Annotated in this window: 24 protein-coding genes and 1 other annotated feature; of the genes, 15 read left to right on the forward strand and 9 right to left on the reverse strand. The window is 67.3% G+C overall.

Annotation, left to right across the window (positions count from 1 at the left end; genetic code table 11):
* Positions 1–50: 50 nt before the first annotated feature.
* The 3 genes from B4K74_RS08815 to B4K74_RS08825 form a co-directional block, all read right to left on the reverse strand.
* Entirely contained in the window at positions 51–674 is a 624-nt protein-coding gene (locus B4K74_RS08815) for a glutathione S-transferase family protein (RefSeq protein ID WP_286692631.1), read from the reverse strand.
* A 76-nt stretch (positions 675–750) separates the two neighbouring features.
* Positions 751–1,464, reverse strand: a complete 714-nt coding sequence (locus B4K74_RS08820; protein WP_286692632.1) for a TVP38/TMEM64 family protein — start codon at positions 1,462–1,464, stop codon at positions 751–753.
* The gene (locus B4K74_RS08825; RefSeq protein WP_286692633.1) at positions 1,461–2,636 is read right to left on the reverse strand and encodes a hypothetical protein; all 1,176 of its coding nucleotides are present in this window, start codon (positions 2,634–2,636) and stop codon (positions 1,461–1,463) included. The genes B4K74_RS08820 and B4K74_RS08825 overlap by 4 nt, the downstream gene beginning before the upstream one ends.
* A 107-nt stretch (positions 2,637–2,743) precedes the next feature.
* Between B4K74_RS08825 and B4K74_RS08830 the strand changes: the two genes are divergently transcribed.
* The 3 genes from B4K74_RS08830 to B4K74_RS08840 all read left to right on the forward strand — a co-directional run bounded on the left by B4K74_RS08830 (position 2,744) and on the right by B4K74_RS08840 (position 4,829).
* On the forward strand, positions 2,744–3,949 hold the full coding sequence (locus tag B4K74_RS08830; RefSeq protein ID WP_286692634.1) for a pyridoxal phosphate-dependent aminotransferase: 1,206 nt from the start codon (positions 2,744–2,746) through the stop codon (positions 3,947–3,949).
* Between the two features lie 62 nt (positions 3,950–4,011).
* Complete coding sequence (locus B4K74_RS08835; protein ID WP_422652292.1) at positions 4,012–4,416, forward strand: DUF7662 domain-containing protein; 405 nt, start codon at positions 4,012–4,014, stop codon at positions 4,414–4,416.
* Positions 4,413–4,829: a type II toxin-antitoxin system VapC family toxin gene (locus tag B4K74_RS08840; RefSeq protein WP_286692636.1), complete on the forward strand. Its 417-nt coding sequence runs from the start codon at positions 4,413–4,415 to the stop codon at positions 4,827–4,829. Before B4K74_RS08835 ends, B4K74_RS08840 begins: the two co-directional genes overlap by 4 nt.
* Before the next feature lies 1 nt (position 4,830).
* On the opposite strand, the gene B4K74_RS08845 is transcribed toward B4K74_RS08840, so the two are convergent.
* On the reverse strand, positions 4,831–5,847 hold the full coding sequence (locus B4K74_RS08845; protein ID WP_286692637.1) for a polyprenyl synthetase family protein: 1,017 nt from the start codon (positions 5,845–5,847) through the stop codon (positions 4,831–4,833).
* 103 nt (positions 5,848–5,950) lie between these two features.
* Between B4K74_RS08845 and B4K74_RS08850 the strand changes: the two genes are divergently transcribed.
* Positions 5,951–6,706, forward strand: coding sequence for a tRNA1(Val) (adenine(37)-N6)-methyltransferase (locus tag B4K74_RS08850; protein WP_286692638.1), 756 nt, complete (start codon positions 5,951–5,953; stop codon positions 6,704–6,706).
* 40 nt (positions 6,707–6,746) lie between these two features.
* Complete coding sequence (locus tag B4K74_RS08855; RefSeq protein ID WP_286692639.1) at positions 6,747–7,346, forward strand: TIGR02466 family protein; 600 nt, start codon at positions 6,747–6,749, stop codon at positions 7,344–7,346.
* Positions 7,347–7,350: 4 nt separating this feature from the next.
* Here the strand turns inward: B4K74_RS08855 and B4K74_RS08860 are convergent, their stop codons facing one another.
* Positions 7,351–8,832, reverse strand: a complete 1,482-nt coding sequence (locus B4K74_RS08860) for a SulP family inorganic anion transporter (RefSeq protein WP_286692640.1) — start codon at positions 8,830–8,832, stop codon at positions 7,351–7,353.
* 65 nt (positions 8,833–8,897) lie between these two features.
* Positions 8,898–8,961: a sequence feature (sul1 is cis-regulatory element that is thought to sense ions involved in sulfur or methionine metabolism; They are found in Alphaproteobacteria), on the reverse strand.
* A 120-nt stretch (positions 8,962–9,081) separates the two neighbouring features.
* Here B4K74_RS08860 and B4K74_RS08865 point away from each other — a divergent pair.
* From B4K74_RS08865 to ettA, 3 genes are all read left to right on the forward strand, one after another.
* Complete coding sequence (locus tag B4K74_RS08865) at positions 9,082–10,323, forward strand: putative DNA modification/repair radical SAM protein (protein ID WP_286692641.1); 1,242 nt, start codon at positions 9,082–9,084, stop codon at positions 10,321–10,323.
* Positions 10,323–11,771 (forward strand): UdgX family uracil-DNA binding protein, encoded by a 1,449-nt coding sequence (locus B4K74_RS08870; protein ID WP_414630927.1) that lies wholly within the window; start codon positions 10,323–10,325, stop codon positions 11,769–11,771. Before B4K74_RS08865 ends, B4K74_RS08870 begins: the two co-directional genes overlap by 1 nt.
* Positions 11,772–11,861: 90 nt before the next feature.
* Positions 11,862–13,529 (forward strand): energy-dependent translational throttle protein EttA, encoded by a 1,668-nt coding sequence (gene ettA / locus B4K74_RS08875; protein WP_286692643.1) that lies wholly within the window; start codon positions 11,862–11,864, stop codon positions 13,527–13,529.
* 40 nt (positions 13,530–13,569) lie between these two features.
* Here ettA and B4K74_RS08880 read toward each other — a convergent pair whose 3' ends face one another.
* Positions 13,570–15,147, reverse strand: a complete 1,578-nt coding sequence (locus B4K74_RS08880) for a M56 family metallopeptidase (protein WP_286692644.1) — start codon at positions 15,145–15,147, stop codon at positions 13,570–13,572.
* On the reverse strand, positions 15,144–15,545 hold the full coding sequence (locus B4K74_RS08885) for a BlaI/MecI/CopY family transcriptional regulator (protein WP_286692645.1): 402 nt from the start codon (positions 15,543–15,545) through the stop codon (positions 15,144–15,146). Before B4K74_RS08885 ends, B4K74_RS08880 begins: the two co-directional genes overlap by 4 nt.
* A gap of 126 nt (positions 15,546–15,671) precedes the next feature.
* On the opposite strand from B4K74_RS08885, the gene B4K74_RS08890 reads away from it, so the two are divergent.
* On the forward strand, positions 15,672–16,601 hold the full coding sequence (locus B4K74_RS08890; protein ID WP_286692646.1) for a 2-hydroxyacid dehydrogenase: 930 nt from the start codon (positions 15,672–15,674) through the stop codon (positions 16,599–16,601).
* Here the strand turns inward: B4K74_RS08890 and B4K74_RS08895 are convergent.
* Positions 16,598–17,095, reverse strand: coding sequence for an EF-hand domain-containing protein (locus B4K74_RS08895; RefSeq protein ID WP_286692647.1), 498 nt, complete (start codon positions 17,093–17,095; stop codon positions 16,598–16,600). The two genes, B4K74_RS08890 and B4K74_RS08895, sit on opposite strands and share 4 nt — an antisense overlap.
* 105 nt (positions 17,096–17,200) lie before the next feature.
* Here B4K74_RS08895 and B4K74_RS08900 point away from each other — a divergent pair, with 105 nt between their 5' ends.
* The 6 genes from B4K74_RS08900 (at position 17,201) to metH (ending at position 23,954) form a co-directional block, all read left to right on the forward strand.
* Positions 17,201–18,163 carry an ArsR/SmtB family transcription factor gene (locus B4K74_RS08900; protein WP_286692648.1) on the forward strand — a complete coding sequence of 321 codons (963 nt, stop codon included), beginning with the start codon at positions 17,201–17,203 and terminating at the stop codon, positions 18,161–18,163.
* A complete protein-coding gene (metF, locus tag B4K74_RS08905; protein ID WP_286692649.1) occupies positions 18,163–19,119 on the forward strand; it encodes a methylenetetrahydrofolate reductase [NAD(P)H] in 957 nt (318 codons plus the stop codon). The genes B4K74_RS08900 and metF overlap by 1 nt, the downstream gene beginning before the upstream one ends.
* Positions 19,116–19,838 carry a subclass B3 metallo-beta-lactamase gene (gene bla, locus B4K74_RS08910; protein WP_286692650.1) on the forward strand — a complete coding sequence of 241 codons (723 nt, stop codon included), beginning with the start codon at positions 19,116–19,118 and terminating at the stop codon, positions 19,836–19,838. Before metF ends, bla begins: the two co-directional genes overlap by 4 nt.
* Positions 19,835–20,902 carry a homocysteine S-methyltransferase family protein gene (locus B4K74_RS08915; RefSeq protein WP_286692651.1) on the forward strand — a complete coding sequence of 356 codons (1,068 nt, stop codon included), beginning with the start codon at positions 19,835–19,837 and terminating at the stop codon, positions 20,900–20,902. The genes bla and B4K74_RS08915 overlap by 4 nt, the downstream gene beginning before the upstream one ends.
* On the forward strand, positions 20,902–21,288 hold the full coding sequence (locus B4K74_RS08920; protein WP_286692701.1) for a DUF4259 domain-containing protein: 387 nt from the start codon (positions 20,902–20,904) through the stop codon (positions 21,286–21,288). Before B4K74_RS08915 ends, B4K74_RS08920 begins: the two co-directional genes overlap by 1 nt.
* A complete protein-coding gene (gene metH / locus B4K74_RS08925) occupies positions 21,288–23,954 on the forward strand; it encodes a methionine synthase (protein ID WP_286692652.1) in 2,667 nt (888 codons plus the stop codon). Before B4K74_RS08920 ends, metH begins: the two co-directional genes overlap by 1 nt.
* A 3-nt stretch (positions 23,955–23,957) precedes the next feature.
* On the opposite strand, the gene B4K74_RS08930 is transcribed toward metH, so the two are convergent.
* Positions 23,958–24,497, reverse strand: coding sequence for a hypothetical protein (locus B4K74_RS08930; protein WP_286692653.1), 540 nt, complete (start codon positions 24,495–24,497; stop codon positions 23,958–23,960).
* Positions 24,498–24,677 lie beyond the last annotated feature (180 nt).

Consider the following 24,677-nt stretch of genomic DNA (forward strand, 5'->3'; position numbering starts at 1 on the left):
GGACAGGGATTACAAGCCCTGAATCAGCCCGGCGTATCATGAGGGTGTGGTCAGGCGGCGACCGGTTCCAGACCTTCGGCCTTGAGCATGCGCTGGATGGCGGGACGCGCCTGGACGCGATCCAGATGGGCGTTCAGCTTCGGATAGCGGCCGGCGTCGAGCAGCCGGGCCTGACGCGCCCAGCGGGTGAACACGGCCAGATAGTTGTCGGCCAGGGTCCAGCCGTCGCCGAACACCCAGTCACCCTCGATCTGCTGCTCAGCCAGGTCGTATTTGGCCAGCGCCTGCTCGACGGCCTGGTCCTTCGCCTCACCTTCCAGCGGCGGACGGCTGAACAGCACCTTGCCGATGGCCGGGTGCAGGCTGGAGGCCAGCCAGCCGTTGAAGGCGTGGAATCGGGCCATGGCGAAGGCATCGCCCAGCGGGGCCAGTTTCTTGTCGGGATTGGTCTCGGCCACCCAGGCGAGGATGGCGGCGTTCTGGGTGATCACGCCCTGATCGGTCTTCAGCGCCGGGGTCACGCCGGCCGGATTGATGGCCAGATATTCGGGCGTGCGCTGTTCGCCCTTCTTCAGGTCGATGACCGTGGCCTGATAGTCGAGACCGGCCTCCTCGAGGGCGGAATGCGAGGCCATGGCGCAGGCGCCGGGCGAGATATAGACGGTCAGGGACAAGGGAGATCTCCTTCAAGGTTCGGGTCGGTGCGACCTGAACGGGCAGATGGGGTTGGGGCTCCATATTGCAACCAGATCAGTTGCGTTTTGCCTCTCGCCGCTTGACCCATTCGCGCACGCCCAGCATCAGGCCCAGCCAGACGACGGCCACGCCCGCAAGGATCAGGCTGGTCCAGGTGCCGTCGCCGCTGACCGCCACCGCCACCGCCCCGCCGAAGAAGGCGACCAGCGCCGTCTTGGGCAGCACGCCCAGGGCACAGCCGGCGAGGAAGGGTACGAACCCGGCCCGCGCTGCCCCGAAGGCCATATTGACGACGATGAAGGGCGCCGAGGGCACATTGCGGATCATGAAGCTGGCGTAGAAGGCGTTGCGCCCGACGAAGCCCTTCAGCCGCGCAGCGGTCTTGCCACCCCAGCGATCCAGCAGCCGTGCGGTCGGCCCGCGCCCCAGCCAGTAGGTCACCCCGGCCGAGATGACCGTCGCCGCCCAGCTGTAGGCAAAGCCCAGCGACGGCCCGAAGGCCACGACACAGGCCGCGATCAGCAGGAACTGCGGCGCGCCGATGAAGGCCGCCCCCACGAACAGGATGACGGTCGCGACGAACGCCCACGGCCCGCCGGCGTAGCCCTGCAGCCAGGCCTCAAGCCGATGCTCGGCCTCCAGCCCCAGCGCCGCCTTGCCGACCAGCAGCAGGGCCACCACCGCGCCCAGCAGGACAACCGTCGCCAGCGCAGCCCGCCACCGGGCCGCCTCCATGTTCAAAACGAAGTCGAGGATGCGGCGGATCATTCGTCGTCAGTCTGCACTTCGCGGAAGGGGCCGACGGTCCAGTTCGTCATCTGCCAATGTCCGTCAACCAGACGTGACCATTCCTGATGATAGTCGGCCATCATGTACCTGTAGTCGCCGTCACCGTACTCCCCGAGTTCATAGGCAATCGTACCCTTGATCCAGCCCTCACTCCGGGTTCGGGCGCCATACTCATCCTGATAGACTATCAGCGCCGGCAGGGTCGCGCCGATCTGGATCATGACATCAGCGAGCGACGGGCGCGCTGTCTGCCCAAGGTTCGGATCAGCACCTTCTTGATAGACCTCGCCGGCCCAGTCCAATCGACCCGTCCCGTCCGTCCTCAGCCACTGCGCCCACTCGTCGCGCGTGACCTCATCCCCGGGGTAAAGGCCGGGCGCACCGCCCTTTTCGTTCTTCAGACTGGCGGCAGCTACCAGATCGTCGCCACGCAGGAGGAGGCATCCGGCGAGCTGACTGGACTCATTCCGGTAGTCGCCGGGCTCCAGATGGTTGCAATGCGGGAACCCCCGCAGGGCCTTAGCCGAGAGCGCCATGCTATGCTCATAGAGCGGGTCCCTGCCACAGGCATTACGGATTCGGCGCTCGACGCCCTGACCGGTCAAGCTCTCCGTCACGATCACCCACGCGTGGAAGCAAATAATGACTTCCTGCTCCCCCGAAACTTCTGTGGCTTCAGCACTGTCGTGGAAGGATTGGGGAGATTTGGCCAATAACTCCTGAAGTTTGGTGGCATCTCGGTAGAGCTCCATCCAAGCCGTTCGAGTCAGGATAGTGCTATCGGCCAAGCCGTATTCAGGATACGTCCGGCTTCTCACTTCCAGCGTCGCCGTATGCCGGTCGCTTCCCTTTCTCAGCACTGACACCATCGGCATGTCGTTCGAATAGCCATCAACGGTGAAAACGCGCACCCCACGCCAGCCTTGGGCTTGCACAACTTCGGCCGGCTCCAACTGGAAAGCCGCAACAGTCGCGCCCCATTCATTCCCGAGACACCAATCCCACCCGTGGTCGTCAATGCAGTCGCGGTCCAGTGGGGCTTCGAGGACTTCGTCTTCCTCCTCCGGCTCCTGCGCCAAACTCGGAGTGGCGCCCGCCAACAAGAAAATTGCCGCTGCCATGCCGATCAGGGTTCGTGCTGCATTCCTCATGGCGCCCTCCTGCAAGCCTCCCCCATTTGCACCGGCGGGCGACGCCCCGTAAACAGCCTGTGCCGTGAATAACGGCCTCTCCCCTCCCCGTCTGTGAGTCGCTGTCCATGTCCGAGCTGCAGTCCAAGGCCCTTGCCCGCGTCAAGCCGTCGGCGACGCTGGCGGTGACGGCACAGGCGCGCGCGCTGAAGGCGGCGGGGCGCGATGTGATCGGGCTGGGCGCGGGCGAGCCGGATTTCGATACGCCGGACAACATCAAGGAGGCCGCCATCGCGGCCATCCGCCGGGGCGAGACCAAATATACGGACGTCGACGGCCTGCCGGAGTTGAAGGCTGCCATCGTCGCCAAGTTCGCGCGCGAGAATGGCCTGACCTATGCGGTCAACCAGATCCATGTGGCGCCGGGCGGCAAGACGGTGATCTACAACGCCCTGGTCGCCACCCTGTCGCCGGGGGATGAGGTGATCGTGCCGGCGCCCTATTGGGTATCCTATCCCGACATGGTCCTGCTGGCGGGTGGCGAGCCGGTGCGGGTGGTCGGCGAAGAGGCCGACGGCTTCAAGCTGCGGCCCGAGGTGCTGGAGGCGGCGATCACGCCACGCACCAAATGGCTGATCCTGAACAGTCCGTCGAACCCGACCGGTGCCGCCTATACCGCCGCTGAGCTGGAGGCCTTGGCCGGGGTGCTGCGTCGCCATCCGCAGGTCTGGGTGATGACCGACGACATGTATGAGCACCTGATCTATGGCGGCATGGACTATGTGACGATCGCCCAGGTGGCGCCGGACCTTTATGACCGGACGCTGACGGTCAATGGCGTGTCCAAGGCCTATGCCATGACCGGCTGGCGGATCGGCTATGCGGGCGGGCCAAAGGCGCTGATCGACCTGATGCGCAAGGTGGCGGGGCAGACGACCTCGAACCCGTCATCGATCAGCCAGTGGGCGGCGGTCGAGGCGCTGAATGGCCCGCAGGACTTCATCGCCGAGCGCGGCGAGGCGTTCGAGGCGCGCCGCGATCTGGTGGTGGCGATGCTGAACCAGGCCCAGGGCATCCGCTGTGCGACGCCCGAGGGGGCTTTCTACGTCTATCCGTCGATCGAAGGCCTGATCGGCAGGGCGACGCCGGACGGGACGGTGATCGACAGCGACGACACCTTTGCCAGCGCCCTGCTGGAGGCCGAGGGCGTGGCCGTGGTGCAGGGCTCGGCCTTTGGCCTCAGCCCCTATTTCCGCATCAGCTATGCAACCAGCGAAAGCGTGCTGGAAGCGGCGTGCGAGCGCATCCAGCGGTTCTGCGGCAGCTTGAAATAAACACACACAATTGCTAAAACACACACACTGTGCTTCTATTCGTCAGGAAAAGGGAGGCACGGATGTCGAAATATGAACCTCTGACGCAGTTTCTGTCAGGCAGGCGCGATCAGGAAGTCCCGATGACGTTTGCCGAGATCGAGCGTGTCCTGGGATTTTCCTTGCCGGAAAAGGCCAGCGGCATACGCGCCTGGTGGAGCAACAACCCCTCCAACAATGTGATGACCAAGGCCTGGTTGGCTGCGGGCTATGTGACCGAGCGGGTGGACATGGGCTCGCGTCGTCTGGTGTTTCGGCGCAGCGAGGGGACGCCGGCGGTCGCAGATCGCTCAACAAGGGCTGGCGAAGCCGGCCGTAGCGTCGGCTTTCTGGATCGTATCCGGTCCCGATTGGCCGGGACTGTCACCATACCTGAGGGCGTGGACATTACCGCCCCCACCGGCGAAGTCTGGGATGCCGAGCGTTGACGGATCGTCCGATCCTTCTGGATACCTGCGCGGCTTTATGGCTGGACAATGCGTCCGCTCTTTCCGAGACAGCAGAGCAGGAACTGCAGCGAGCCCAGACAATCGGGACACAGGTCTTCATATCCCCGATCACCGCCTGGGAGGTCGGCATGCTGGTGTCAAAGCAGCGCCTCGTTTTGACTGTCCCACCATTGCAATGGTTCCAGTCGATCATCGCCCTCGGTGTCGATATGGCTCCGCTATCGCCCGATATACTCGTCGCGTCGTCCAGCCTGCCGGATCCGATCCTGAAGGATCCCGCAGACCGTATCATTGCCGCGACTGCCCGGGCTTTGAACTGTCGTTTGATGACACGCGACGGGCCGCTTTTGACCTTTGCGCGGCGCGGCCACCTGTCGGCCATCGCCTGCTAGATCACACAGCCCGGCTGACGGCGTAGTCGGCCAGCAGGTCCAGCGCGTGGCGCCATTCGCTGTCGGGCAGGACCTGGAGTGCAGCCTTGGCAGCGTCGGCATAGTCGCCGGCGACGTCGAGAGTGGCGTTGACGGATCCGGTGCCGATCACCCGCTCGCGGGCGCGAGCAAAGTCGTCATCGTCGCGCACGGATTTGGCAAAGGCCTGATCCCAGAAGCCGTCTTTCAGCCCGCCGCCGCGCTCGATCGCCAGGATGAGCGGCAGGGTGACCTTGCCTTCGCGGAAGTCGTCGCCGGCATTCTTGCCCAGGGCCGAGGCGGTGCCGCCATAGTCCAGCGCATCGTCGGCCAGCTGGAAGGCAATGCCGAGGTTCATGCCATAGTCGCGCAAGCCCTTGACCACGGCGTCGTCGGCGCCTGCCCCGACCGCGCCGGCCTCGGCGGCCGCTGCGAACAGTTCGGCGGTCTTGGCGGTGATGATCTCGAGATAGACGGCGGTATCGAGGTTGAGGTCGTGGGCGCGGGTCAGTTGCAGCACCTCGCCCTCGGAAATGACGCTGGAGGCGCGGGCCAGAATGCCGAGCGCGCGCATGGAATCCGTCTCGACCATCAGTTCGAAGGCGCGAGCGAACAGGAAGTCACCGACCAGCACGCTGGAGGGTGCGCCCCAGATCAGATGGGCGGCGACCTTGCCCCGGCGCAGGTCCGAGGTGTCGACCACATCGTCGTGCAGCAGGGTGGCGGTGTGAATGAACTCGACCGCCGCGGCCAGATGCAGGGGGGCGTCGATACCCTTCGCCCCGCCCGAGGCGCGCGCGGCGGCGATGGTCAGCATGGGACGCAGGCGTTTGCCGCCCGCCGCGATCAGGTGATCGGCCAGCGCCGGGATCAGCGGGACGTCGGAGGCCATCCGCTCGCGGATCAGCTGGTTGACGCGATCCATGTCCGGCTGGCTGAGCCGCACGATGGGGGCGACATCTCCGGCGGGTCGGCTGACGGAATTGGAAACGGCGTCCAAGGGGAACTCATGCGATAGGGCGGGGAGATAAAAAACCGGCGCCCGTCTTGCCGGGGCGGGTTGGCGCGCACAATGGTGATCGGACCATGAAGGGTCAAGACGTGTGACGGTCGCAGGCAGTATCCCCGAGGTGCGGGAAGACGCCCTGCTGGGCGGGCGGGTGCGGCTGGCCCAGCCCGTGCGGGGCTATCGCGCGGGCATGGATGCGGCCCTGCTGGCAGCTTCGGTCGCGGCCCGGCCGGGCGAGCGGGTGATTGAGGCCGGCTGTGGCCCCGGGGCGGTGCTGACCCAGATCGCGGTGCGGTGCCCGGGCGTGCAGCTGGTCGGGCTGGAACGTGAGGCTGAGATCGCCGAACTGGCGCAGCGGAATATCGAGACGAACGGCCTGGGCGACCGGGCGGAGATCCGCACCGGCGATGTGGCCGAGGGCTTCCGCGCACTGAACCTGCCGCCCTTTGACTGGGCGGTCAGCAATCCGCCCTTCTTTGACGATCCCGGCAGCCTGCGGCCCCCGGCCCCCGAGCGGCGCGCGGCCTGGATGGCCGATGACGGGCTTGAGGCCTGGACCGGTTTCCTGTTGAAGGCCGTGCGCGAGGGCGGACGGATCGTCATGATCCACCGGGCCGAGCGCCTGGCCGACATCCTCGCGTTGCTGGCGCCCAAGACCGGGTCGTTCGCCATCCGCCCCATCCATCCCTTTGCCGACCAGCCAGCCAAGCGGGTGCTGGTGAAGGCGATCAAGACCGGCAAGGCGCCCCTGCGCCTGTTGCCGCCGCTGATCCTGCATGACCGCGAGGGGGCGCCGCATACGGCCGGGGCCGAGGCCATTCTGAGGGGCGAGGCGGCCCTTCCCTTCTGAGCCGCTTCTCGCACCGCCAAGGACAGGCTATCCCGTCGCCATGACATTGCGCCCCCTGTTTGTGACCCAGGTCTATGAGTCCGAGTTGGACGATCCGCAGCTTGTCGCTGAGCTGGCCGAGGCTTGCCGTGTGCTGGCGGTCGAGGACGGGGCCGGTCGCGCCTGGTGCCGGGACCATGGTTATCGCGGCTATACGTCGTATGGATCACTCAACGATCTGCCGAAGCGCATGCCCGAGTTCGAGGCGCTGAAACGACATCTGGACCGTCATGCGCTGGCCTATGCCAGGGCGCTGAACTTCGATCTGGCGAGAAAGCCCAAGCTGGAAAATCTGTGGGTCAATGTGCTGAAGCCCGGCGGCGGGCATTCAGGCCACATCCACCCGCACGCCTTCCTGTCGGGCACGGTCTATATCGAGATACCCGACGGGGCCTCGTCGCTGAAGCTGGAAGACCCGCGCCTGCCGATGATGATGGCGCGGCCGGGCGTGCATGCCGATGCGCCCGAGGCCGAGCGGCCGTTCGTCTATCTGGCGCCCCGGCCCGGCACCGTGCTGATGTGGGAAAGCTGGCTGCGCCACGAGGTGCCGCCCAATGCCGCCAAGGCCGAACGGATCTCGATCAGCTTCAACTACGCCTGACGGATCAGTGCGCGCCGGCCCCGGTGGGCAGGTGTTCCTTCTCATGGCGGCCCAGTTTGGTGACCAGGGTCTGGGCCGCGAGGTTCATGCCGGACACCACGACCCGCGCGCCCTGACGGCGGTAGCGGAACACCACCTTGTCGACCGCGACCACGCCGGTCACGTCCCACAGGTGGGCGTTCGACATGTCGATCTCGACCACCGTGGGATGGCCGTGGTGCTCGAAACTGGCGGCAAAGACGTCGGCCGAGGCGAAGAACAGATTGCCGCTGACCCGGTATTTCAGCTCGCCCTCGGGGGCCTCGACCTCTTCCACGACCACCGTCTTGCCGACCTTGCGCATGAAGAAGATGGCCGAGAGGATGACGCCCAGCACCACCCCCTTGGACAGGTCATGGGTCAGGACGACGGTGATGGTGGTAGCCAGCATGACCACGGAGGACTGGAAGGGCATGGTGCGGAGCTTGAGCACCGAATTCCAGTTGAAGGTGCCGATCGAGACCATGATCATGACGGCCACCAGCGCCGCCATCGGAATGCGCGCCACCCAGTCCTGCAGCACCAGGATCAGGAACAGCAGGAACAGCCCTGCCCAGAGGGTCGACAGCCGCCCGCGCGCGCCACTGGTCACATTGATGATCGACTGGCCGATCATGGCGCAGCCCGCCATGCCACCGAAAAAGCCTGCCGCGATATTGGCGATACCCTGACCGCGCGTCTCGCGGTCCTTGTCGGACGGGGTGTCGGTGATGTCGTCCAGCAGATTGGCGGTCAGCAGGCTCTCCAGCAGGCCGACGAAGGCCAGCGTCGCGGCCACCGGCGCGATGATGGCGAAGGTTTCCCACGTCAGGGGCACCATGGGGATGTGGAACATTGGGAAGGTGGACGGCATCTCGCCCATGTCGCCGACGGTGCGGACGTCCATCCCGCTCCAGATGACAAGGCCGCTCAGAAGGACGATGGCCACCAGCGCCGAGGGCACGGCTTTCGTCAGGCGCGGCAGGCCATAGATGACCGCCAGCCCGGCCGCGACCAGCCCATAGGTCTGCCAACCCATGCCGATCAGCTCGGGCAGCTGCGCCATGAAGATCAAGATGGCCAGCGAGTTGACGAAGCCCGTCATCACCGAGCTCGACACGAATTTGATGTAGCGGCCCAGCTTGAGAATGCCGACGCCGATCTGGAAGACACCCGTCAGGATCGAGGCGGCGAACAGATATTCAAGCCCGTGGTCGCGAACCAGGGTGACCATCAGTAGGGCCATGGCCCCGGTCGCGGCGCTGATCATGGCCGGGCGCCCGCCGACAAAGGCGATCGTCACGGCGATGACGAAGCTGGCGTAAAGGCCGACCGCCGGATCGACCCCGGCGATGATGGAAAAGGCAATGGCCTCCGGGATCAGGGCCAGGGCGACGACGGTGCCGGCCAGCAGATCCTTGCGCGGTTGCGCCAGCCACTGCTCGCGGGCCGATTGGAAAACAGACATGGGGATCACACACAAGGAACGGGCCCGCCGCGTGACGACGCGGTGTTAACGCTCAGGCCAGTTTCGTTGCTCCGGCGGATCGGCGGCCGGAATAGCCACCCGCAAGCCATCTCGTGGCGCGGGTCCAGGTTGCCCGCCCTGTGCCATGCTGCACCGCAACAGGCAAGGGCGGCAGCCGGCGTGCCCGCGACATTCCGCCCGCAACGGCCACGCTGGACCTCACCCTTGATATGAAACATAGCATGAACAATGGCCCGTCTCGATCTTCGCCGAAAACTGGAAATCCTGGCTGATGCGGCCAAGTATGATGCGTCGTGTGCGTCATCGGGGGCGGCTAAGCGGAACTCGGTCGGGGGCAAGGGGATCGGCTCGACCGAGGGGATGGGGATCTGCCATGCCTATACGCCGGACGGGCGGTGCGTCAGCCTGCTGAAGATCCTGCTGACCAACTTCTGCATCTATGACTGCGCCTATTGCATCAACCGGGTGTCGTCGAACGTGCCGCGGGCGCGGTTCTCGGTGCAGGAGGTCGTGGACCTGACGCTGAACTTCTATCGGCGGAACTATATCGAGGGGCTGTTCCTGTCGTCGGGCATTGTCCAGTCGGGCGACTATACGATGGAGGAACTGGTGCGGGTCGCGCGGATGCTGCGCGAAGAGCATGACTTTCGCGGTTATATCCACCTGAAGCTGATCCCGGAGGCCGATCCCGAGCTGGTGGCGCAGGCGGGGCTGTATGCCGACCGGCTGTCGGCCAATATCGAACTGCCGCGCGATGAGGCGCTGGCCCGGCTGGCCCCGCAGAAGGACGCCGGCGTCATCAAACGGACCATGGGTCAGGTCCGCCAGCGGGTCGAGGCCGCCCGACCGGCAAAGAAGGACCGCAAGCGCCCGCCCCGCTTTGCCCCCGGCGGTCAGTCGACCCAGCTGATCATCGGTGCCGACGGCGCGCCGGACGGCGAGATTCTGGAGCGGTCGGCCTCGCTGTACGGCGGCTATGGCCTGCGCCGGGTCTATTATTCCGCCTTCAGCCCCATTCCGGACTCGTCGGCGCAGCTGCCGCTGTCAAAGCCCCCGCTGATCCGCGAGCATCGGCTGTATCAGGCCGACTGGCTGATGCGGTTCTATGGCTTCTCCGCGCCCGAGATCGCCTCGGCCACGCCCGACGGCATGCTGGATCTGGCGGTCGATCCCAAGCTGGGCTGGGCGCTGGCCAACCGCGCCCATTTTCCGGTCGATGTGAATCTGGCCGAGCGCGAGACCGTGTTGCGGGTGCCGGGGCTGGGGGTGCGCTCGGTCGACCGGATCCTGAAGGTGCGGCGCTACCGGACCCTGAGGCTGGAAGACATCCAGCGGCTGACGCGCAGCCTGGACAAGATTCGACCCTTCATCACCACACTGGACTGGACGCCCGGCGGCCTGACCGATGCCGCCGACCTGAAGGCGCGACTGGTGAAGCCGAAGGCCCCCGAGCAGCTGAGCCTGTTCTGATGCGGTGCGTGCGTCTGGAGTCCGAAACCGACCTTGAGGGGTGGCGCGTGGCGGCGCGGGGCCTGCTGGTCGAGGGGGTAGAGCCGGCTGCCGTGCGCTTTCGGGCGGGCGATGCGCAGGGCTCGCTGTTCGATCAGCCCGATAGACTGCCCCCTGTGCCGCGCAACACCCCCCTCCCCGTCCTGAGCGTACCGCGTGCCTTCCTCGACCTCGTCGAACAGGTGGCCCTGCACCGGTCGGAGGACCGGTTTGACCTGCTGTACCGGCTGCTGTGGCGACTGCAGCGCGAGCGGGCCTTGCTGCACATCGCATCCGACCGCGATGTCGCCGACGCCATGGAGCGTGCCAAGAACGTCAGTCGGGCGGCTCACAAGATGAAGGCCTTCGTGCGCTTTCGCCGGATCGAGGATGAGGGCGGCGAGCACTGGATCGCCTGGTTCGAGCCGGCGCACCGGGTGCTGGAGCGGACCGCGCCCTTCTTCCAACGGCGCTTCACGACCATGCGCTGGACGATCCTGACGTCGGACGGCACGGCGCACTGGGATCTGCAGCGCCTGAGCTTTGGCCCGCCTGCAACGAAGGATCAGGCGCCGGACGGCGACGATGTCGAGGAGTTCTGGAAGACCTATTACGCCTCGACTTTCAATCCGGCGCGGCTGAAGACGAAGATGATGCAGAGCGAGATGCCGCGTCGCTACTGGGCCAATCTGCCCGAGGCGGCGCTGATCCCCGGCATGATCCGCGAGGCTGAGGCCCGGCTGGGCACGATGGTGGCCACGCCCGCCAGCCCGGCCAATCCGCGTCTCGCCCGCGCCATCGCCCCCGTGGTGGAGCGCGTGACGACTGCGGCGCTGCCGACGTCCCTTCCCGACCTCGCGGCCGCGATTCAGGGGTGCCGCCGCTGCCCGCTTTGGCGCGATGCCACCCAGGGGGTTTGCGGCAAGGGCCCCGCGCGCGCCGACCTGATGATCGTGGGCGAGCAGCCGGGAGACCAGGAGGATCTGGCGGGCGAGCCCTTTGTCGGGCCGGCGGGTCAGGTGCTGGATGCCGCGCTGGCCGAGGCCGGGCTGGACCGCGGCCGGGCCTGGGTCACCAATGCGGTCAAGCATTTCAAGCACGAGCCGCGCGGCAAGCGACGCCTGCACAGGACCCCGGATGCCGGAGAGGTCGAGGCCTGTCGCTGGTGGCTGGACGCCGAGCGGGCGCTGGTGAAGCCCCGGCTGATCGTGACGCTGGGCGCCACGGCGGCGCTGGGCGTGCTGGGCCGCAAGATCGCCGTGACGAGGGACCGGGGTCGCCCGATCCGGCTGGAGGACGGCACGCCGGTGCTGCCCACCGTGCACCCGTCCTATCTGCTGCGCCTGCCGGACGAGGCCACCCGCGACGCCGAGCGCGCCCGCTTCATCCACGACCTGACGGCGGCGAAGGCGCTGCTCGAGACCGTCTGATGCACCCGGCGGGCGTTGCCCTTCGCCCCCGCAGTCGCTACATCCCGCCCCAACCTCCCCCCACACGAATTCAAGGGCGCACCGCACTCCATGGCGCAGCAGTACATCTTTCAGATGCAGGGTCTGACCAAGACCTTCCCCGGCGGCAAGAAGATCTTCGAGAACATCTGGCTGTCGTTCTACAACGACGCCAAGATCGGCGTGGTCGGGGTCAACGGCTCGGGCAAGTCCACCCTGCTGAAGATCATGGCCGGGCTGGACAAGGAGTTCCAGGGCGAGGCCAAGGCCGCCGACGGCGTCAAGCGCGGCTATCTGGAACAGGAGCCCCACCTCGACGACAGCCTGACCGTCCGCGAGAACGTCGAGGCCTGGTGCGAGGAGAAGCAGTGGGTCAACCGCTTCAACGCCATCGCCATGGAAATGGCCGAGAACTACTCCGACGAACTGATGGAGGAGATGACCGCCCTTCAGGAAAAGATCGACGCCGGAGACGTGTGGGACATCGACAGCCGTATCGAGATGGCCATGGACGCCCTGCGCTGCCCGCCCGACGACTGGTCGGTGACCAATCTGTCCGGCGGTGAAAAGCGCCGCGTGGCCCTGGCCCGGCTGCTGCTGTCCAAGCCCGACATGCTGTTGCTGGACGAACCGACCAACCACCTGGACGCCGAGTCGGTGGCCTGGCTGCAGCATCACCTGGAGGCCTTCCCGGGCTGCGTCATCCTGGTGACCCACGACCGCTACTTCCTCGACCTGGTGACCAAGTGGACGCTGGAGCTGGACCGCGGCAAGGGTCACCCGCACGAGGGCAACTACTCCAGCTGGCTGGAAGCCAAGACCAAGCGCGTGGTGCAGGAACAGTCCGAGTCCGAAGCTCGCCAGCGCGCCCTGACCCGCGAACTGGAATGGGTGCGGTCCGGCGCCAAGGCCCGTCAGGCCAAGTCCAAGGCGCGTCTGGCGGCCTATGAGCGGATGGTCGACGAGCAGGAAAGCCTGCGCGGCGCCCAGACCCACGCCCATATCCAGATCCCGCCCGGCCCGCGTCTGGGCAATGTGGTGCTGGAGGTCGAGGGCCTGAAGAAGTCGTATGGCGACAAGCTGCTGTTCGACAATCTCACCTTCCGCCTGCCGCCCAACGGCATCGTCGGCGTGATCGGCCCGAACGGCGCCGGCAAGTCGACCATGTTCAAGCTGATCACCGGCCAGGAGCAGCCCGACGGCGGCACCATCAAGGTCGGCGAGACGGTCAAGCTGGCCTATGTCGACCAGTCGCGCGACGACCTGAAACCCGACGAGACCATCTGGCAGGCGATCTCGGGCGGCACGGATGTGATGATGGTCGGCAAGCGCGAGATCAACACCCGCGCCTATGTCGGCAGCTTCAACTTCAAGGGTGGCGACCAGCAGAAGAAGGTCGGCCAACTGTCGGGCGGCGAGCGCAACCGCGTGCACCTGGCCAAGACGCTGGCGACCGGCGGCAATCTGATCCTGCTCGACGAACCGACCAACGACCTCGACATCGAGACGCTGCAGAACCTGGAGGAAGCGCTGGAACAGTTCGCCGGCTGCGCCGTGGTCATCTCCCACGACCGCTGGTTCCTCGACCGTCTGGCGACCCACATCCTCGCCTTCGAGGGCGACAGCCACGTCGAGTGGTTCGAGGGCAACTTCGAGGCCTATGAGGAAGACAAGAAACGCCGTCTGGGCGTCGATAGCCTGATCCCCCACCGCATCAAGTTCCAGAAATTCGGGCGGTAGGGGCTACGGGGGGCACTACACCCCCTCCCGCTCCCTCCCCTCAGCCCATACGGCCGGCGCGGGCGCGCATCTCGACGGCCTGGAGTTCCATCTCTTCGGCCTGTTGCCGCAGGCTCGGCGCGAGGGCCCGGAGTTCGGCGTCGGTGACGACCTGGCCGCGTGCGCGGTTCTCGGCGATCTGTTCAGCGCGATAAGCGGGGTCTTCCAGCCGTGTCGCCTCCTCGCGCATCTTGCGAGCACCGACGAGCATCTGTTCCGCCCCCTCGGCCATCTGGCGGCCGGCATCCTGACGCGCGACGGCGGCCTGTTCGCGGGCGACCACGGCCTCGGCGCGGGCCTGTTCCGCCTGGGCGCGGGCGGCGTCGGCCTGTTGACGCGCGACGCGGGCCTGGGCGCGGGCGCGGTCGATCTCGGCGCGCTCCTGAGGTGTGGCCTGACTGTAAGAGATGACCCGGGTACCGGCCCGGGGTGCGGGCGGCGCCGGCGGGGCCGGAGGCGCGGGCGGGTCCTGCAGCCTGCTCGACGGGGGCGCGGGCGGAGCGGGAGCTGCGGGCGGCGCGGGCAGAGGCGGCAGGGGGGCGAGGGCCAGCACCGCAGCAGGCGGTGCAGGGGGCGCTGCGGGCGCAGGCGGCGGGGACGGGGGCGGGTCCTGCGTCACCTGCAGGGCTGCCAGCGGGGTGGCCAACAGCGACAGGACGGCAACGGTTGCGGCCACGGTCAACGGGCGGGCATGGGGGGCGTGGTCGGTCATCAGACAATCGATCCTTTTCTTGAGAGAGCGGGCATCGCCCGCCATGGCGGTCGAGCTCCACGTGACAGCGGCGTTGGCGGCCGGCTGGCTGGCCAGTCGCACGAGGGCATGGGCATAGGTCTGGCGATCGACGCGGGAGACGGCGGCGGCATCGGCGGCCTCTTCCGTGCGGGCGACGAGCGCGGCGTGCAGCATCCAGACCAGCGGATTGAACCAGAACAGGGCCAGCGCCAGCCGCGACAGGACGAGGAACAGCCAGTCGCCGCGCTTCAGGTGGGACAGCTCATGGGCCAGCACGGCATCTGCGGTCCGCGAGTCGGACAGGCTGGCGGGGTCGAGCAGGATGGTGCCGGGCGGCACCCCCCAGCTGAGCGGTCCGGGCAGGCGAGCGCTGGTCACCAGCCGCGGCCGACGCCCGGTGCAGAGCCGGTCCAGCGCCGCACGCCAGGCCGGACAGGTCACGGCCTGGCCCTCGGACGTCCATCGGTCCAGCGTCATGATGCCCAGCACCAGACGCCCGGAGACGAACAGGCCGCCGACAAGCCAGACGAGAACGGCGAGACCCAGGGGCGAGGGCCAGAGCATGGCGGCCTCGACCGCCACCCCGGCGACCGGTCCGATCTCGCCCTGCCAGAGCGGCCCGGCGGGGACCGCAGGCGCGGCTGGAGCGGAGGCCGGCAGAAGGGCCAGTTCCCAGACCGGCAGAGCCAGCGCTACCACCGGCAGGGCCAGCAGCAGGCAGACCGTCGCCCGCAGGATGTCGGCCCGGTCGGAGGCCCTGCGCGCCACAACCCCGGCACAGAGAAGGCCTGCGCCCGCGATCAGGGCGGACTTGAGGGCCAGAGACAGGATCAGGGCAGCGATCATGAGCGATCCTCCCCTTCCCCCGACGCGCCCATCCGGTCGATGGTACGGCGCAGCGCCTCGGCCTCGTCAGTGGTCAGGGTCTGGCCCAATCCCAGAAGCGCGGTCGCCGCGCTGGCCGCCGATCCGGCAAAGAAGGTCTCGACCATCCGCTTCAGCGCGCCCTCGGCCACGGCGTCGGTGCGCGGCACAGGGGCATAGACGAAGCCGTCCGGCCCGGCTGTGCGCCGGACCAGCCCCTTGGCCTCCAGCCGGCTGAGCAGGGTTCGCACCGCCGAGTCGCTGAGCGGATCGGCCAGCACGCCGCGCAGGGTGGCGGCGGTGGCCTGTTCCAGCCGGTACAAGGTCTCGAACACTTCGCGCTCGCGTCGGGGCAGTAGGTCGATGGAGGTCGGGGGCATGGGAGGCTCGCTACATTTGTAACGCTACACTTGTAGCGAATTGGGTCGGGAATGAGGCACCCGCATGAAACCCTCGACAGGATGGCGGCTCTTGCCAGCGGGCTGCCAACGGGAAAGGATCGCTCCATGACCCAACGCCCCGCAGTCCTGATCATGCAGCGGCATCTGGCGCCGCTGACCGGCTTTCTGGAGTCGACCTATGACGTCTACCGGTTCTGGGAGCATCCGCCGGTCGAGGCCGAGCGGGATATCCAGGCGCTGGTGGTGGCGGGCGAGTTTCCGTTGGATACGGCGCTGATCGAGCGGCTGCCGTCCTTGCGGCTGATCGCCTGTTTCACCTCGGGTTATGACGGGATCGATGTGGGCTGGTGTCGGGCGCGCGGCCTGCCGGTCACCCATGCGCCGGCGGTCAATCACGAGGATGTGGCGGACCATGCGATCGGCCTGATCCTTGCCTCTCGGCGGCGGCTGGTCGAGGGGGATCGCACCCTGCGCAGCGGCGGCTGGACGCCCGAGGCGCGGCTGATCACCCCCTCGCTGAAGGGGGCGCGGGTCGGCATCGTCGGCATGGGCCTGATCGGTCAGGCGGTGGCCGAGCGGGCCGAGGCGCTGCGGATGTCCGTCCAGTGGTGGGGCCCACGACCCAAGGACGTGCAATGGCCAAGGGCCGCGACCCTGCTGGAGCTGGCGCGCGGGGCGGACATCCTCGTGGTGGCCTGCAGGGCGGATGAGGACAATCGCGGCCTGATCAACGCCGAGGTGATGGCGGCGCTGGGGTCATCCGGCCTGCTGGTCAATGTGGCGCGCGGCAGTCTGGTCGACGAAGACGCCCTGATCCAGGCGCTGAAGGCCGGGACGCTGGGGGCGGCCGCGCTGGATGTCTATGAGGACGAACCGACCGATCCGTCGCGCTGGGCCGATGTGCCGAACACAGTACTGACCCCGCACACGGGCGGCGCCACGACCGAGTCAGTGCAGGGCATGCTGACGCTACTGATGCAGAATCTGGCGGCGCTGTTCGCGGGCCAGCCGCTGGTCACCCCAGTCCCGGACTAGCGACCCCGCTGCGGGCGTTCGTCCTCGGTGACGACGCCATCGCCGTCGACGTCCATCATCTCGAACAGGGTGCCGGCGGCCTGGCGGACCTCGTCGCGAGTCAGGGTGCCGTTGCCGTCGATATCGGCCCGACGCAGCATGCGCGCCCCGCCCGGGCCGTCCCCGGCCGCCAGTTCGTCGGGAGTCAGCTGACCGTCGCCATCGATATCCAGCCGGTCAAAGCCGGCCAGCATGCGCTGTTCCAGACCGCGCAAGGTCTGCTCGCCCCCTTCCGGGCCGCGACGGCGTCGGGGAGGCTCGGCGGGCTTGGGCGACGCCGGCGCAACGGAAGCGGTCGGCTGAGCCGTGGCCTCGTCGGCGGCCTGTTCTGTTGGCGCGGGGGCCGGCGCACTGCTTGCCTCAGGCGCAGTGTCCGCTTCTCGCTCCGGTGCCGGGCCGCAGGCGGCCAGAACCGTCATCAGGCTGGCTGCCGTCATCATCGCCATCTTCGTCATGCCACGTCTCCTTGTTGCGCCCTCTGCATACCCACGCACCAGTCCGCCCGTTCCGTCGCCCGATTTTGCTTGCATAATCGTATAAGGATATCTTTATATGATTGAATGAATTGGACCGCTGATCAGACCATAGAAGCCCTGCGCGGGGCGGGCGAGCCCACGCGGCTGCGCGTGCTGGCGTTGCTGGCCGGGGATGAGCTGTCGGTGATGGAGCTGTCGCACATTCTGGACCAGAGCCAGCCGCGCGTGTCGCGCCATCTGAAGCTGATGACCGAGGCCGGCCTGATCGAGCGCTTCCCGGACGGGGCGCGGGTCTATTACCGCCTGTCATCTGACCCCACGGCGCGGCGGCTGGTCGATACGGTGCTGGACCTGCTGGACGACCGCTCCAGCGAGCAGGATCACCGGCGTCTTGACGAGGTCCGCCGCGACCGCGAGGCCGCCGCCGAGGCCTATTTCGAGCAGGTCGCGCCGCAGTGGGACCGGATCCGGTCGCTGTATGTGTGCGAGTCGGCGGTTGAGGCCGCGATCGAGCGCGCGGCCGGACCGGGGCCGTTCGAGCGGCTGGTCGATCTGGGCACCGGCTCGGGGCGGATGCTGACCCTGCTGGGCGGACGGGCGCGCATGGCCGTGGGTCTGGACCTGTCGCAGAATATGCTGAACATCGCCCGCGCCAAGGTGGCCCAGGCGGGCGTCGGCAAGGTCGAGCTGCGCCATGGCGACATCTTTGCCACCCGCCTGCCCTCGCAGAGCGCCGATCTGGTGCTTGTGCATCAGGTGCTGCACTATCTGGCGGACCCGGCCACGGCGATCAATGAAGCGGCGCGGCTGGTCATGCCGGGCGGCAAGCTGCTGATCGTCGACTTTGCCCCGCATGACCTTGAGGAGCTGCGCGAGGAGCATCAGCACCGGCGGCTGGGCTTCACCGATGCCGAGATCAACGGCTGGCTGGCGGATGCCGGTTTGAAGGCCAGCGCCCCCATCGCCCTGCCCCCCGACAAGGACGGTCTGACCGTGCTGATCTGGACCGCCGTGCGCCCGGCCGATGCCAAGCGGAGCGTCGCCTGATGACGTCGCTGGCTGAAGCCCGGGCCCTACTGCTGTCGCCGCTGGGGCCGGTGGCGCGGGCGGGCTCGAACCGCAATGCGGTCAATGTCTCGTTCGAATTCTTCCCGCCCAAGTCGGATGAGGCCGAGGCCACCCTCTGGAAGGCGATCCGCCGGCTGGAGCCGCTGAACCCCGGCTTTGTCTCGGTCACCTATGGCGCGGGCGGATCGACGCGCGAGCGGACCCACCGGACGGTGCAGCGGATTCTGGCCGAGACGGGCCTGGCCCCTGCCGCCCATCTGACCTGCGTCGAGGCCTCGCGCGATGAGGTCGATAGCGTAGTCGCCGAGTACAAGGCCGCCGGGGTTCGTCATATCGTGGCGCTGCGCGGCGATCCGCCCGGCGGGAACGGCATCGGCGGGGTCTATCAGCCGCGCGCCGATGGCTATGCCAATGCCACAGAACTGACCGCCGCCATCGCCCGGCACGGCGACATGGAAATCTCGGTCGGCGTCTATCCGGAAAAGCATCCGGAGAGCCCGTCCATCGACCATGATATCGATGTGCTGAAGGCCAAAATCGACGCGGGGGCGACGCGGGCCGTCAGCCAGTTCTTCTTCGACATCGACGCCTTTCTGCGGTTCCGGGACCGGGTGCGGGCGGCGGGCATCACCCTGCCCCTGACGCCGGGCATCATGCCGGTGTCGAACTTCAACGGGCTGAAGCGGATGAGCGCGGCCTGTGGCGCCTCGGTGCCCGACTGGCTGGCCGCCCATTTCGACGGGCTGGACGACGACCCCGAAACGCGCCGCCTGCTGGCCGCCTCGGTTGCCGCCGAAATGTGCGCCCGCCTGCAGGAAGAAGGCTTTGCTGACTTCCACTTCTACACCCTGAACCGCGCCGATCTGGTCTATGCCATCTGCCGGGTGCTCGGCGTGCGCGAGGCGGCGCCTGCGCCCACGGAGGCCGCAACATGACCCTGAAAAGCTTGATCTTTGGCGCCGCGGGCGCCGTCCTGATCGCCAGCGGCGCCCAGGCCCAGCTGCCGCCGGGCTGGAGCGCGCCGGGCGAGCCGCTGAAGATCGCCGAGAACCTCCACTATGTGGGGACGCAGACGATTGCGGTCTATCTGATCACCACGCCGGAGGGGCATATCCTGGTGGACGGCGCCATGCCCACCAGCGCGCCCCTGATCCTGGCCTCGATCCGCGAGCTCGGCTTCGACCCGGCCGACGTGAAGGTGATCCTCAACACCCACGCCCACTTCGACCACACCGGCGGCCTGGCCGATCTGAAGGCCGCCACCGGCGCGGCCCTGGCGGCCAGCGAAGGTGACCGCAGCGCCCTGGAAAGCGGGACCTATGTGGGGTCCGAAGAGGTCGAGACCTTCGCCTTCAAGCCGGTGGCCGTGGACCGCGTGCTGAAGGATGGGGACACCTTCGAGCTGGGGGGCATGGCGCTGACCGCCCACCTGACGCCGGGCCATTCGCCCGGGTGCACCACCTGGACCTTCCCCCTGGTGGTGGACGGTCAGACCCGCCAGGCGATGATCTATTGCTCCACCTCGGTGGCGGCCAATCGCCTGGTCTCGGCCGACAAGGGGCCGCAGTATCCGGGCATCGNNTTCCGCCCCCTCCACCGCTTCGCGGTCCCCCTCCCCCGTTTCGCTTCGCTCACAGGGGAGGATCATCAATGACCCGCGCCGACCGCATTGCGGCCCTGCACCGGGCTGCGAAAGAACGCATCCTCGTCCTCGACGGGGCCTGGGGCGTGATGATCCAGCGCAGCGAGTTGTCGGAAGCGGATTTCCGGGGTGAGCGGTTCATCGATCACGTCGGCCAGATGAAGGGCAATAACGACATCCTGTGCCTGACGCGCCCCGACGTCATCGCCGATCTGCACGACCAGTATTTCGCCGCCGGCGCGGACATCAGCGAGACCAACACCTTCTCGGCCACCGTCATCGCCCAGGACGACTATCACCTCGACGAACAGGCGGTGTGGGACATCAATCTCGAAGGCGCGAAACTGGCCCGCGCCGCGGCCGACCACTGGACGGAGAAAGAGCCGGCGAAGCCGCGCTTCGCCGCCGGCTCGATCGGGCCGCTGAACAAGATGCTGTCGATGTCGTCGGACGTGAACGATCCCGGCGCGCGTCTGGTGACCTTCGATCAGGTCTATGACGCCTATCGCCATCAGGTCCGCGCCCTGAACGAAGGCGGAGTCCACCTCTATCTGATCGAGACCATCACCGACACGCTGAACTGCAAGGCCGCGATCAAGGCCATCAAGGACCTCGAGGACGAGGGCATGGAGGCCCTGCCGATCTGGATTTCGGGCACCATTACCGACCGCTCGGGCCGGACCCTGTCGGGCCAGACGGCCGAGGCCTTCTGGAACAGCGTGCGCCACGCCAAACCCTTCGCCGTCGGTTTCAACTGCGCGCTCGGGGCCGATTTGATGCGGCCCTTCATCGCCGAGCTGTCGCGCGTGGCCGACACCCTGGTCGCCGCCTATCCCAATGCCGGCCTGCCCAACGCCATGGGCCAGTATGACGAGCAGCCGCACGAGACCGCCCACTTCATCGAGGAATGGGCCCGGTCGGGGCTGGTCAACATCGTCGGCGGCTGCTGTGGCACGACCCCCGACCATATCCGCCACACCGCCGAGGCGGTGGCGAAGCTGCCCACGCGCGAGATTCCGGAACGGGCGGTGGCCATGCGGCTGGCGGGGCTGGAACCGTTTGAGCTGGTGGCGTGATGGGTACCTGGGGACTCGCTGCTTTCGAGAACGACGACGCGGTCGACCTTCGATACGAAATCGAGGAAGGGGGCTGGACCGTCGCGACCAGGGCGATGGCGAAGGTAATCCTGAAATTCGGCTATCTGGAAGCGCCCGACAGCCAGAGAGGCGTTGCCGCCGCGACGCTCGTCGCCGCCAAGCGGAGACCGGATGTCGTAGACCTCTCTCCAGAGGTGGCGATCCTGCGTGATCTATTACCGCCGCCCCCTCCGTTTTCGGCACAGCTCGCAAGGTTGACGCTCAACAGGGTGATGAGGCGCTCGGAGTTGCAGGAACTCTGGGCCGAAAGCCCGGAGCTCGACGAGTGGCGAGCAGAGACCAGCAAGGGTTTACAGGCTCTCTGATGCGTCCCACCTTCATCAATGTCGGCGAGCGGACCAATGTCACCGGCTCGGCCAAATTCCGGAAGCTGATCGTCGCGGGTGACTATGCGGCGGCACTGGATGTGGCCCGTCAGCAGGTCGAGGCGGGCGCGGCCATCATCGACGTCAATATGGACGAGGGCCTGCTGGACGGCGCCGCCGCCATGCGGACCTTCCTCAACCTGATCGCGGCCGAGCCCGACATCGCCCGCGTGCCGGTGATGATCGACAGCTCCAAGTGGGAGGTGATCGAGGCGGGGCTGAAGTGCGTCCAGGGCAAGCCGATCGTCAACTCCATCTCGATGAAGGCGGGCGAGGCCGAGTTCCGTGAGCAGGCGGTCAAATGCCTGCGCTACGGCGCCGCCGTGGTGGTCATGGCCTTCGACGAGGTCGGCCAGGCCGACACCGCCGCGCGCAAGATCGAGATCTGCACCCGGGCCTACCGCATCCTTGTGGACGAGGTCGGCTTCCCGCCCGAGGACATCATCTTCGACCCCAACATCTTCGCCGTGGCGACGGGGATCGAGGAGCACGACAACTACGCCGTCGACTTCATCGAGGCGACGCGGGCGATCAAGGCCACCCTGCCCTACGCCCGCGTCTCGGGCGGGGTGTCGAACGTCTCGTTCAGCTTCCGCGGCAACGAGCCGGTGCGGCGGGCGATCCACAGTGTCTTCCTGTATCACGCCATTCAGGCGGGCATGGACATGGGCATCGTCAACGCTGGCGACCTGCCCGTCTATGACACGCTTGACCCGACGCTGCGCGAGGCCGTCGAGGACGTGATCCTGAACCGGCCGCAGCGGACCAATGTGTCCAACACCGAGCGGCTGGTCGACCTCGCCCCGAACTACAAGGGCGACAAGGGCGCGGCGCGGGTCGTCGATCTGAAATGGCGCGACCAGCCGGTCGGCAAGCGGATCGAACACGCCCTGGTCAACGGCATCACCGACTATATCGACGCCGACACCGAGGAGGCGCGCCTGTCGTTCGACCGGCCGCTGCACGTCATCGAAGGCCCGCTGATGGACGGGATGAATGTGGTCGGCGACCTGTTCGGCTCGGGCAAGATGTTCCTGCCGCAGGTGGTAAAGTCGGCGCGGGTGATGAAGCAGGCCGTGGCCTGGCTGGAGCCCTATATGGAGGCGGAGAAGGCCGGCAAGCCGCGCGAGCAGGCGGGCCGCATCCTGATGGCCACGGTCAAGGGCGACGTCCACGATATCGGCAAGAACATCGTCGGCGTCGTGCTCCAGTGTAACAACTATGAGGTCATCGACCTGGGCGTCATGGTCCCGGCCGACCGGATCCTCGACGCCGCCGTCGAGCACAAGGTCGATATCGTCGGCCTGTCGGGCCTGATCACGCCGTCGCTGGACGAGATGGTGTTCGTGGCCTCGGAAATGGAGCGGCGCGGGTTCGACATTCCGCTGCTGATCGGCGGGGCGACGACCAGCCGGACCCATACGGCGGTCAAGATCGAGCCGGCATATCACCGCGGGTCGACCACCTATGTCATCGACGCCAGTCGTGCCGTCGGCGTGGTCTCGGGCCTGTTGTCGAAGGACGAACGGGCGAGGAACGAGGCGCTGACCCGCGACGAATACGTCCGCATCCGCGAGCAATATGCCCGCAGCCAGGACACCAAGGCGCGCACCTCGATCACCGACGCCAGGGCCAATCGCTGGCGGGCCGAGGCGGATGCCCCCTTGCCCGGCGCACCGTCATTCATCGGTATACGGACGTTCGACGCCTGGGACCTGTCCGATCTGGCCGACCATATCGACTGGACGCCCTTCTTCGCCAGCTGGGAGCTGATCGGGCGCTATCCGCTGATCCTTGAGGACGAGATCGTCGGCGAGGCCGCGCGCGACCTGTTCGCCGACGCCAAGGCGATGCTGAAGCGGATCATCGACGAGCGCTGGTTCACGGCAAGGGGCGTGGTCGGCTTCTGGCCGGCCCGGGCCGAGGGCGACGACATCGTGGTCTTCACCGACGAAGGCCGAAGCGACGAACTGGCCCGGTTCCACACCCTGCGCCAGCAGATCAAGAAGTCGAACGGCAAGCCCAATCTGGCCCTGTCCGACTTCGTCGCCGAGACCGGCCAGGACTATATCGGCGCCTTTGCCGTGACGGCGGGCCATGGCGAGCTGGAGATCGCCAAACGGTTCAGGGACGCCGGCGACGACTATTCCGCCATTCTGGCCACCGCGCTGGCCGACCGGCTGGCCGAAGCCTTTGCCGAGGCCCTGCATCGCAAGGTGCGAACCGAGCTGTGGGGCTATGCGGCCGATGAGGCCCTGGACGTCGACGCCCTGATCGCCGAGCAATATCAGGGCATTCGCCCCGCCCCCGGCTATCCCGCCCAGCCGGATCACACCGAAAAGGCGACTTTGTTCCGTATACTGAATGCTGAGCAGAATGCGGGCATGGCGCTGACGGAAAGCTATGCCATGACGCCGCCGGCCTCGGTCTCCGGCCTCTATTTCGGGCACCCGGGCAGCCACTATTTCGGGGTCGGCAAGATCGACCGCGATCAGGTCGAGGACTATGCCCGACGCAAGGGTTGGGATGTGGCCATGGCCGAACGCTGGCTGGCCCCGATCCTCAACTACCAGCCGGAGCGCAGAGCGCGCAGCGACGCGGCTTGAGCCCTACTCGGTCGCAGCGGCCGGTGGTTCCAACCCGACGTCCGCCAGGGTGGCGGGCGGCGTGGTGATGTTCTCGCGGATGCGGCGGGCGGCGTGCTCACACCGGCCGGGCAGGCCGAAGAACAGGCCGAAGGTCTCATCCCGGGCAGTCAGATCCTGCTCCATCATGCGGGACCAGCGGGCACGGACACCCGCGGCGGCCGTGTCGGCGAGCTCCAGCATATCAGGGCTCTGCCGCGGGCCGGCGACCTCGAGTGCGCGGCTGAATTTGCGCTCTTCGGCGCGGCCCAGTTCGATCAGCTCCAGATCCAATTCGTCGTCGGTGTTCAGGCTTTCGCCCAGCGCCACATGGCCGCTGACCATGGCCTCGCACCAGGCCACCAGCGGATAGTCGGCGGTCGGCGCGCCGGGCGGCAGCGGGTTGGAATAGGCCACGGCCTCCCACATGCGCTCGGTGTTCTGGGAGGCGAAGACGGCATCGGTCCCGCCTGTGCGGATGACCGCGTCCTGGGCCGCGGCCGTGCCCGCCAGGCCGATCGCCATAGCGGTTCCGAGAAGAAGTGTACGAACAGTCATCGACATCCTGAAGTCTGAGGGGGACACCCCCTTAATGCGTGGGCCAGCGTCACGGTTCAACCGGGCATTTTGACGGCGGTTCCCGGCTACGCGCAAAGAAAAGGGCGGCGAACCCGAAGGTCCGCCGCCCCAGTCTTGTATCTGGCT

Origin of the sequence: Brevundimonas sp. UBA2503 (assembly GCF_002341485.1) — a bacterium.
Taxonomy (GTDB): Bacteria; Pseudomonadota; Alphaproteobacteria; order Caulobacterales; family Caulobacteraceae; genus Brevundimonas; species Brevundimonas halotolerans.

What these genes read in the sequence shown, in the direction of transcription:
- B4K74_RS08820 (WP_286692632.1), bottom strand. Translation starts at nt 1,464, where the DNA reads ATGATCCGCCGCATCCTCGACTTCGTTTTGAACATGGAGGCGGCCCGG.
- B4K74_RS08825 (WP_286692633.1), bottom strand. Translation starts at nt 2,636, where the DNA reads ATGAGGAATGCAGCACGAACCCTGATCGGCATGGCAGCGGCAATTTTC.
- B4K74_RS08830 (WP_286692634.1), top strand. Translation starts at nt 2,744, where the DNA reads ATGTCCGAGCTGCAGTCCAAGGCCCTTGCCCGCGTCAAGCCGTCGGCG.
- B4K74_RS08835 (WP_422652292.1), top strand. Translation starts at nt 4,012, where the DNA reads ATGTCGAAATATGAACCTCTGACGCAGTTTCTGTCAGGCAGGCGCGAT.
- B4K74_RS08855 (WP_286692639.1), top strand. Translation starts at nt 6,747, where the DNA reads ATGACATTGCGCCCCCTGTTTGTGACCCAGGTCTATGAGTCCGAGTTG.
- B4K74_RS08860 (WP_286692640.1), bottom strand. Translation starts at nt 8,832, where the DNA reads ATGTCTGTTTTCCAATCGGCCCGCGAGCAGTGGCTGGCGCAACCGCGC.
- B4K74_RS08865 (WP_286692641.1), top strand. Translation starts at nt 9,082, where the DNA reads ATGGCCCGTCTCGATCTTCGCCGAAAACTGGAAATCCTGGCTGATGCG.
- B4K74_RS08870 (WP_414630927.1), top strand. Translation starts at nt 10,323, where the DNA reads ATGCGGTGCGTGCGTCTGGAGTCCGAAACCGACCTTGAGGGGTGGCGC.
- ettA (WP_286692643.1), top strand. Translation starts at nt 11,862, where the DNA reads ATGGCGCAGCAGTACATCTTTCAGATGCAGGGTCTGACCAAGACCTTC.
- B4K74_RS08880 (WP_286692644.1), bottom strand. Translation starts at nt 15,147, where the DNA reads ATGATCGCTGCCCTGATCCTGTCTCTGGCCCTCAAGTCCGCCCTGATC.
- B4K74_RS08885 (WP_286692645.1), bottom strand. Translation starts at nt 15,545, where the DNA reads ATGCCCCCGACCTCCATCGACCTACTGCCCCGACGCGAGCGCGAAGTG.
- B4K74_RS08890 (WP_286692646.1), top strand. Translation starts at nt 15,672, where the DNA reads ATGACCCAACGCCCCGCAGTCCTGATCATGCAGCGGCATCTGGCGCCG.
- B4K74_RS08895 (WP_286692647.1), bottom strand. Translation starts at nt 17,095, where the DNA reads ATGACGAAGATGGCGATGATGACGGCAGCCAGCCTGATGACGGTTCTG.
- B4K74_RS08900 (WP_286692648.1), top strand. Translation starts at nt 17,201, where the DNA reads ATGAATTGGACCGCTGATCAGACCATAGAAGCCCTGCGCGGGGCGGGC.
- metF (WP_286692649.1), top strand. Translation starts at nt 18,163, where the DNA reads ATGACGTCGCTGGCTGAAGCCCGGGCCCTACTGCTGTCGCCGCTGGGG.
- B4K74_RS08915 (WP_286692651.1), top strand. Translation starts at nt 19,835, where the DNA reads ATGACCCGCGCCGACCGCATTGCGGCCCTGCACCGGGCTGCGAAAGAA.
- B4K74_RS08920 (WP_286692701.1), top strand. Translation starts at nt 20,902, where the DNA reads ATGGGTACCTGGGGACTCGCTGCTTTCGAGAACGACGACGCGGTCGAC.
- metH (WP_286692652.1), top strand. Translation starts at nt 21,288, where the DNA reads ATGCGTCCCACCTTCATCAATGTCGGCGAGCGGACCAATGTCACCGGC.
- B4K74_RS08930 (WP_286692653.1), bottom strand. Translation starts at nt 24,497, where the DNA reads ATGGCGATCGGCCTGGCGGGCACGGCCGCGGCCCAGGACGCGGTCATC.